Annotated in this window: 5 protein-coding genes and 5 tRNA genes; all 10 read right to left on the bottom strand. The window is 42.3% G+C overall.

Going from position 1 to position 7883, the window contains the following annotated elements:
- Positions 1-141: 141 nt before the first annotated feature.
- Positions 142-2991, bottom strand: a complete 2850-nt coding sequence (locus CTN01_RS22075; RefSeq protein WP_045186195.1) for a M16 family metallopeptidase — start codon at positions 2989-2991, stop codon at positions 142-144.
- Between the two features lie 11 nt (positions 2992-3002).
- Positions 3003-3449, bottom strand: a complete 447-nt coding sequence (locus CTN01_RS22080) for a YqaA family protein (protein ID WP_045150522.1) — start codon at positions 3447-3449, stop codon at positions 3003-3005.
- A gap of 130 nt (positions 3450-3579) precedes the next feature.
- A complete protein-coding gene (locus CTN01_RS22085; RefSeq protein WP_005371498.1) occupies positions 3580-4716 on the bottom strand; it encodes a sodium ion-translocating decarboxylase subunit beta in 1137 nt (378 codons plus the stop codon).
- A gap of 9 nt (positions 4717-4725) precedes the next feature.
- Complete coding sequence (gene oadA / locus CTN01_RS22090) at positions 4726-6507, bottom strand: sodium-extruding oxaloacetate decarboxylase subunit alpha (RefSeq protein WP_045150523.1); 1782 nt, start codon at positions 6505-6507, stop codon at positions 4726-4728.
- A 56-nt stretch (positions 6508-6563) separates the two neighbouring features.
- Positions 6564-6818 (bottom strand): oxaloacetate decarboxylase subunit gamma, encoded by a 255-nt coding sequence (locus tag CTN01_RS22095; RefSeq protein WP_005371493.1) that lies wholly within the window; start codon positions 6816-6818, stop codon positions 6564-6566.
- A gap of 441 nt (positions 6819-7259) precedes the next feature.
- Positions 7260-7336, bottom strand: a tRNA-Arg gene (locus tag CTN01_RS22100).
- 50 nt (positions 7337-7386) lie between these two features.
- Positions 7387-7463, bottom strand: a tRNA-Arg gene (locus tag CTN01_RS22105).
- Positions 7464-7513: 50 nt separating this feature from the next.
- Positions 7514-7590, bottom strand: a tRNA-Arg gene (locus CTN01_RS22110).
- Between the two features lie 50 nt (positions 7591-7640).
- Positions 7641-7717: transfer RNA gene (locus tag CTN01_RS22115), tRNA-Arg, on the bottom strand.
- A 51-nt stretch (positions 7718-7768) separates the two neighbouring features.
- Positions 7769-7845, bottom strand: a tRNA-Arg gene (locus CTN01_RS22120).
- Between the last annotated feature and the right edge of the window lie 38 nt (positions 7846-7883).

A 7883-nucleotide genomic window follows, 5' to 3' on the forward strand; every position in this document is an offset into this window, starting at 1 on the left:
TTCTCGTTTTAATCTAATTTAAGGAAAACAGAGTAATCATTATTGAATCTGATTACCATCATTTATATCAGCAAAAAATGCGAAAGACTTTTACTAAGCAGTAACAACTAGCACTCGGCACTAGCTGTTACTGAGTAGTTGTTACTTCGTTAATGTAAGCAGATGAACAGGTAAGTCTAATGCCTTCAATTGTGGCTCCAATGTCTTCGCATCACCCACCACAATAATTTGATAGTCTTTCGGGTTAAACCATTTCTGCGCTAATTTATCCATGGTCGTTTTAGTAATGGTATCGACAATATGGTTTCGCTGAGCGACAAAATCATTCGGTAAATCATAAGCTAATATATTACCTAACAATGATGCTTTTTGACTTGGCGTCTCATAACTAAGAGCATCTTTCTGACCCACAGCTAATCGCATAAAATTAACCTCTTTATCGGTTAATCCTGATGTGCTCATTTTCTTTAGTTCAGCGAGAAACTCTTTTATAGAGGCAACCGTCGCATCGGCTCTAACTTGAGCATAATAAACTCCCACACCCACTTCTTTTCCGCCACTGAAATAGCCTCCCGCACCATAGGTAAAGCCTTTATCTTCACGTAGATTCATGTTGATACGGCTATTAAAATTACCCGCTAAATTAAAGTTGGCCAATTGGGTTTTAAATAGCTCACCGGTCGCATCAAACGGCATTCCGTGACGCACTAAACGGATCACCGTTTGTGGTGCATCCGCTTTATTTACCAGCCATATTGCTTGTTGCTTCAGCACAGGTAATTTTTGTGATGCAATACTTGGCGCAGGTTTTCCTTGCCATTGCCCGATAGGTGCTAACGCTTGTGCTAGTTTCGTTTGTGTTATGTCGCCCACTACTACCGCATCAGCACTGTTAGGAGTGTAATAACGGTGATAGAAGTCTTTCACATCTTGCAGGGTAATATTGCTCAACGTTTGCTTGGTACCATCCGTTGGACGCCCAAATACAGTACCTTTAAATAAGACTTCTCGTGTTGCTTGCCCCGCTAACCAATCCGCACTTTGATGCTCATAAACAATACCTTCAATCATCTGCTTTTTAAGACGCTTAAAATCACTTTCTTTAAAAGCGGGATGGAAAAGACGTTGCTCTAATAACGCCATCGTTTCAGGTAAGTTCTTCGTTAGCGTACTGAATGAAATCGTGGTGCCATATAATCCAGCATGTACTGAAATATTACTGCCAAGAGTATCTAACTTAGATGCCATTTGCTCTGCAGTATATTTCTCAGAGCCTTCATTCATCATCGCAGCTGTAAGCTCAGCTAAACCTTCTTTACTTGCTGGATCTAAACGACGCCCAGCAGGTACGGTTAACTGTAAGCTGATCGTTGGGGTTTCTTGATACTGGGTACCAACCACTTTAATCCCATTCGCAAGGCTGAATTCATAAAGTGTGGGCATGACGGCTTTCACTGGCTTTGAAGCCTTTGGCATTACTGAACGATCAAAATTATCTTTAACAGTGCGATAAGCTAAATCTTGATCTTTGATCTTGGTATTTTTAGGCAACACACGTGGCGCTGGCGCATAATTGGGTTTCGCCGCTTGAAGCTGTAATTCACCATGCGGTACAACACTGAGCGTGACACTTGGATGTTGATAAATATACTGGTTATACGCACGCATTACGCTTTGCGTATTCACCTTATCAATGTTCGCTAAATCCGTTGAGATGTAGTTAGGGTTACCAAAGAAAGTCTGATAAGCCGCAAGTTGCGACACCTTACCGCTGACACTTTGTAAACCATAAATAGCACTCGCCTCAACCGAACCTTTTATTTCATCCAGTTGGGCTTTCTTAATCCCTTGCTTATCGATGCTGTTAATGATCGACATAACGTCTTTACGCAGTACATCTAAGTGGCCTTTATCGCCACTCGGTGCCATCGCATACACATACATAGTACAAGCTAATTCTGCACAATCTTGGAATGCCCCTGCATCAACAGCTTTACCAGTCTTCACCAGTTTTTGATAGAGTAAGCTATTTGTGCCACTTCCTATCACTTGTCCTAACATATCCAGTGAGGGTTGTTGCTCTGCGCCTAAATACGCTGTCGGCCAGCCCATCATTAACATAGGCTGCTTAATATTATCTTGTAGCGTAATGTAACGATCAGACGGTAACGTCACTGGTTGCTTGGGTGCATCCTTTACTTCAGGGCCGCGCGGAATAGAGCCAAAATATTTATTTACCCACTCCAGTGTTTGCGCTTTATTAATATCACCACCAATGGTTAAGGTCGCATTATTTGGCCCATACCAACGAAGGAAGAAGGCTTTAAGATCGTTGACGTCAACACGATCTAAATCTTCCACATAACCAATGGTTTGCCATGAATACGGATGGCTACGAGGGTATAACGCTTCCGCCATTTTTTCATAAATTAAACCATACGGGCGGTTTTCAAAGTTTTGTGCACGTTCATTTTTCACCGTATCTCGCTGAATTTCAAACTTACGCTGTGAAACCGCATCCAGTAAGAACCCCATACGATCTGACTCAAGCCATAAGGCTTTCTCTAATTGATTGGCTGGAACTGTTTCAAAGTAATTCGTGCGATCACGGTTAGTACTGCCATTTAAATTACCGCCAGCTTCTGTGATTAATTTGAAATGCTGTTGATCACCAACATGCTTAGAGCCTTGAAACATCATATGCTCAAAAAAGTGCGCAAAGCCTGATTTACCTTGTTGCTCTCGCGCAGAGCCCACATGGTAAGTCACATCCACATTCACTAACGGATCAGAATGATCCGGCGATAAAATAACAGTCAACCCATTAGCCAAACGGTATTTGCTATAAGGGATCACAGCTTTCCCTTGCACCGCTTTAACTTGCTCAATAAACGTTACCCCTTTTGGTAACACTTGGGTGGTCTGCTGTTGAGTAAATTGAGTACAACCTGTTAATGAAACGACGGCTGCACTCAGGATCCATTTTTTCACGCTCGAATTCCTTAAAACGATAATGCAGGGAAAAGTCCCAATACGATTGCGGCTAATGCGATATAACGTAATGTTTTACCTATTAAAATGACTACTGCACACCACCAAAATCGCATCCGTAGCCAACCTGCCGCTAAACATAAGGGATCACCAATAATTGGCATCCAACTAAGTAACAAACTCCAGTAGCCGTATTTTTTTAGCCACAATAACGCTTTATGACTCTGTTTTTGCTCTGAAGTCTTATCTGGAAGTAAAAGTCCTAACCAATAATTGGTTAATCCACCTAATGTATTACCTATCGCAACGACTGCGACTATTTGCCAAATCGGGTTATCCCCTAACTTTACAGCAGCGATAAGATTCGCTTCAGATCCGCCTGGTAACAATGTGGCACTAAGAAATCCGGTCGTAAATAGAACCCATAAGCCCGTATCTCCGGTAAATAAATCAGTCATGTCTGTCGCCTTTTTATTAGGAAGACAAAGTGTGCCATTTGAAGCGATAACTGAACATATTTTTATATTGTCATTAAATAAAAAAGGCAGCGAAACGCTGCCTTTTTAACTAGATAGTGAAAGAAACACCTTAACTTCCACCCACCAATGCTAACAAGATACCAGCAGCTACAGCAGAGCCCAATACACCTGCTACGTTTGGTCCCATTGCATGCATTAATAAGAAGTTTTGAGGGTTTGACTCTAAACCTACCTTATTTACCACACGTGCAGCCATTGGAACGGCAGATACACCTGCAGCACCAATTAATGGGTTAATTGGCTCTTTGCTAAAGCGGTTAAGCGCTTTTGCCATTAATACACCACCACCAGTACCAACACTAAATGCAACGGCACCAAGTACCAAAATACCTAATGTTTCGATTTGTAGGAATGTTGCAGCTTCAAGCTTCGAACCAACACCTAGACCTAGCATAATTGTCACGATGTTGATCAACTCGTTTTGTACTGTATTTGATAAGCGATCGACAACACCAGATTCACGCATTAAGTTACCTAAACAGAACATACCGACTAGTGGGGTTGCTGATGGTAAGAACAAAATCGTCATCAAGAGTACGGCTAATGGGAACAATACTTTCTCAGCTTTGCTCACATGACGTAACTGTTGCATCTGAATTTGACGCTCTTCAGGTGTCGTCAGTGCTTTCATAATTGGTGGCTGAATAATTGGTACTAAAGCCATGTAACTGTAAGCAGCTACCGCAATCGCACCAAGTAAATCAGGAGACAATCGGCTTGCTAAGAAGATCGCCGTTGGGCCATCAGCACCACCAATAATTGCAATTGACGAGGCATCTGCTAGCGAAAATTCCATTCCCGGTACAACGTTAAGGAAAATAGCGCCAAATAAGGTAAAGAAAATACCAAACTGCGCCGCAGCACCTAATAGTAACGTTTTAGGGTTTGCAATCAACGCGCCAAAATCGGTCATTGCACCTACCCCCATAAAGATTAATAGCGGGAAAATACCCGTTTCAATCCCTACGTAATAGATGTAATAAAGCAAACCGCCAGGATCAGTAAATCCTGCATTCGGGATATTGGCCAAAATGGCACCAAAACCCATAGGCAGTAATAATAATGGCTCAAAGCCTTTGCGAATGGCCAAGAACAACAAACCACAACCAACCACGATCATCACGATCTGGCCGAATTCAAAGTTTGCAATCCCAGTTTCGGACCAGAGTTTTAATAAACCTTCCATGGTTACCTCTTATGCCAAACTAATGATCGGCGAACCGACAGTGACTGAATCACCTTCTTTAACATGTAGCTGATCAACCACACCACTACGTGCAGCACGTACTTCAGTTTCCATCTTCATTGCTTCTAAGATCACAAGAACATCACCTTCTGTCACTTGATGACCAGGTTGAACATTGATCTTAAATATATTCCCCGCTAATGGTGCACCAACAGCTTCTGCTGTTGCACTTGGCGTTACTGCGGCAGCAACAGGTGCTGCTGGTTGCTGTGCCAGTTCCACAGAAGACAATTCGCCGCCTTCAGCAACATCAACGTTATAAACCTGACCATTAACACGTACGCTATAACTTTCAACTTCAGATGCTGTTTTTGCTTCAGCAGCAGTAGTAACCACTTCTTCACCTGTTGGTACAGGTTCAAAAGCATCTGGGTTGTTTCGGTTTTTCAGGAAGTTAAGCCCTACTTGTGGGAATAATGCGTACGTTAATACATCATCAACTTGTTGATCGGCTAACGTAATCCCCTCTGTTTTAGCTTTTTCAACAAGCTCATCGGTTAAAGTAGCTAGCTCATCATCTATTAGATCAGCAGGACGACAAGTGATCGGCTCTGAGCCCTCAAGTACTTTCGCTTGAAGCTCACTATTTACAGCCGCTGGTGCAGCACCATATTCACCTTTTAGAATGCCTGCCGTTTCTTTACTGATACTCTTATAGCGCTCACCAGTCAGTACATTCAATACAGCCTGAGTACCGACAATTTGTGATGTTGGGGTAACCAATGGAATAAAACCAAGATCTTCACGTACACGCGGGATCTCTTCTAGCACTTCATCAAAACGATCAGCAGCACCTTGTTCTTTTAGCTGACTTTCCATGTTCGTTAACATACCGCCAGGAACTTGTGCTAATAAAATTCGCGCATCAACACCGCGTAAACTGCCTTCGAATTTCGCGTATTTCTTACGAACATCTCTGAAATAGCTAGCAATAGGTGCGAACTTTTCTAAATCAAGGTTGGTATCACGTCCTGTACCTTGGAGCATAGCAACCACAGTTTCAGTTGGTGTATGACCGTAAGTTTGGCTCATCGATGAAATAGAAGTATCAAGAATATCTAATCCCGCTTCTACCGCTTTTACTGCTGTCGCTGAAGATAAACCGGTTGTAGCATGACTGTGTAAAGCTAGCGGAATATCACATGATGCTTTGATACGCTTAATTAACTCTTCCGCTTCATAAGGCTTCAATAGACCTGACATATCTTTGATACATAGCGAGTGACAACCGAGATCTTCTAAACGCTTAGCAAGATCGGTCCATGTATCTAAAGTATGCACCGGACTTGTTGTGTAAGAAATAGTACCTTGCGCATGAGCACCAACATCAATCGTCGACTTTACGGCTTTTTCAAAATTACGCACATCATTCATTGCATCAAAAATACGGAAAACATCCATACCATTTGCATGTGCTCGTTCAATAAATTTCTCAACAACATCATCACCATAATGACGATAGCCTAGTAAATTCTGTCCACGAAGTAACATCTGCATCGGTGTTTTTGGCATCACTTGCTTTAATGCGCGCAGACGCTCCCAAGGATCCTCACCAAGATAACGAATGCACGAATCAAATGTTGCACCACCCCATGTTTCTAACGACCAATAACCAACATCATCAAGTTGTGCGGCAATAGGAAGCATATCTTCTAAACGAAGACGGGTAGCAAATAAAGATTGGTGTGCATCACGCAATACAACATCGGTGATAGCTAGAGGCTTGGACATGTTCAAAACTCCTTGTAAGAATAAGTGTCCTTAAATCAAAACTGTGTGCTGTGAAGTTAGCTAGTGCTTTTAGCTTGACGATATTGATGAACAGCAGCAGAAATAGCTGCAATTACATCAGGCTTAATACCGTTTTGATTTTGGGTCACTGCCGGCTTGGCAGCTGTAGGCTCTTCAATTTGGTCTGCTGGCGCAAATTTTGCCAACAAATGAACCAAAAAAATAAGGATTGATAGAAAGACAAATACAACGACCATTCCTGTCGCCATAATTACCGCTGCTTGCCACAGCGCATCTCCCAGATCAGTCATCATAAATCCCTTCTAGTTGTGACCGTAGTGTTAACGATTATCACGACAATTAAAAGCAAGTCAAATTGATTCACAATAATTGGTTATTTTTGCAACATCAGTCTAATTTTCACTCAAATAAAGCATATTTATCAGCCTTAATTGCAATATTTCATTACATGCAGCCACAATATGAATGCAAATACATAAAGCTCGAGTGTAGATAATCAACATACTGAAATGTAATAAAAAAATGAAATTAAGATATATCTAGAAAGGATAGCTTTGAGCTAAAAAAGAAGGTTTATCGTATCAAATAACCACTTAGATACCCTTATTGATACTAAGTAAATAAAACCACTATTATTACTCATTAACAATAAGGATATAAAAGCTTAGCTATGTTTAGAAATCAGAAATAGCAGATACAAAAAAGCCCAGCAGAAGCTGGGCTTTGAATAATGGTGCGCGCGGGAGGATTCGAACCTCCGACCGCCTGGTTCGTAGCCAGGTACTCTATCCAGCTGAGCTACGCGCGCACTAAATCGGTGTAACAGTAACAAGTATTAAGGCTTATCACTTTAAATAATGGTGCGCGCGGGAGGATTCGAACCTCCGACCGCCTGGTTCGTAGCCAGGTACTCTATCCAGCTGAGCTACGCGCGCACTAAATCGGTGTAACAGTAACAAGCATTGAGGCTTATCACTTTAAATAATGGTGCGCGCGGGAGGATTCGAACCTCCGACCGCCTGGTTCGTAGCCAGGTACTCTATCCAGCTGAGCTACGCGCGCACTAAATCGGTGTAACAGTAATAGGCATTGAAGCTTATCACTTTAAATAATGGTGCGCGCGGGAGGATTCGAACCTCCGACCGCCTGGTTCGTAGCCAGGTACTCTATCCAGCTGAGCTACGCGCGCACTAAATCGGTGTAACAGTAATAAGCATTGAAGCTTATCACTTTTAAATAATGGTGCGCGCGGGAGGATTCGAACCTCCGACCGCCTGGTTCGTAGCCAGGTACTCTATCCAGCTGAGCTACGCGCGCACTAAATCGGTGTAACAGTAACAAGCATTGAGGCTTAT

This window comes from Photobacterium angustum (assembly GCF_003026365.1).
In the GTDB taxonomy this organism is placed as follows: Bacteria; Pseudomonadota; Gammaproteobacteria; order Enterobacterales; family Vibrionaceae; genus Photobacterium; species Photobacterium angustum.